Source organism: Psychrobacter sp. 1Y4 (assembly GCF_051847555.1).
The window spans coordinates 1-1,046 of the sequence record NZ_JBPYDE010000157.1 but is presented as its reverse complement, the minus strand read 5'-3'; the positions used below and the strand labels follow the sequence as shown (position 1 = coordinate 1,046).

Annotated in this window: 2 protein-coding genes; both read left to right on the top strand. The window is 44.7% G+C overall.

The window, feature by feature from the left end:
• A partial coding sequence (locus ACS8FC_RS14955) for a class II fructose-bisphosphate aldolase (protein ID WP_439297351.1) occupies positions 1-480 on the top strand: 480 nt, incomplete at its 5' end.
• 99 nt (positions 481-579) lie between these two features.
• Positions 580-1,046: Holliday junction branch migration protein RuvA (gene ruvA / locus ACS8FC_RS14950; RefSeq protein ID WP_439297350.1), on the top strand; the 467-nt coding region annotated here is incomplete at its 3' end.

The window sequence follows — 1,046 nt, the reverse complement described above, 5'->3', positions numbered from 1 at the left end:
GTTCACGCGCTAGCAATTGCTATTGGTACGAGTCACGGTGCTTACAAATTCACGCGTCCACCGACAGGCGATATTTTATCGATTGAGCGTGTAAAAGAGATCCATGCCCGTATTCCTAATACGCATCTTGTCATGCATGGTTCTTCATCAGTGCCGCAAGAGTGGCTAAAAGTCATCAATGAAAACGGTGGTGATATTGGCGAAACGTATGGTGTGCCTGTCGAGCAGATCGTCGAAGCGATCAAGCATGGTGTGCGTAAAGTAAATATCGATACTGATTTGCGTCTAGCATCAACAGGCGCTATCCGTGAGTTCTTGGCAAATAATCCAAGCGAATTCGATCCACGTAAATACTTTAAAGCGTCTATGGTCGCGATGTCAGACATCTGCACCAATCGTTTTGAAGCGTTTGGTTCTGCTGGTCAAGCGCATAAAATCCGTCCAATTAGCCTCGAAGGCATGGTCGATTTTTACCAATAAGGCTAGGCGTATATAAGTAATAGACCATGCTAGTGAAAGATGGTCTTGCATAATAAATGGCAGCTGATTTAACTTTATAATAATCGACAGAGGTGAGTGATGATTGGATTGATTACTGGACAGGTGCAATATTTAATGGCGCCAACGGCCTGTATCATGACAACCTCTGGTGTGGGTTATGATATCGAGCTGCCATTGCCGTCATTTTGTCAATTGCACCTTAACGAGCAGGCGAGTATTTGGACACATTTTCATGTACGTGAAGATGCGCAACTGCTTTATGGTTTTATTGATCGTAAAGAGCGCGATGTCTTTCGCCAATTGATTAAGATCAATGGCGTTGGGGCAAAAATGGCATTGGCGATGCTGTCTGCAATGTCAGCGGCTGAGCTAAAAATGCATGTTGAGCAAGAGTCAGAGACAGCATTGACGCGCATACCGGGCATTGGTAAAAAAACAGCACAGCGCTTACTGATTGAGCTAAAAGACAAGCTAAAAAATATCGAAGTGGATAGCGGTTCGTTTGAGCTAACACCTCAGCAAACCGCCGTTTCTCACGAAGGCAG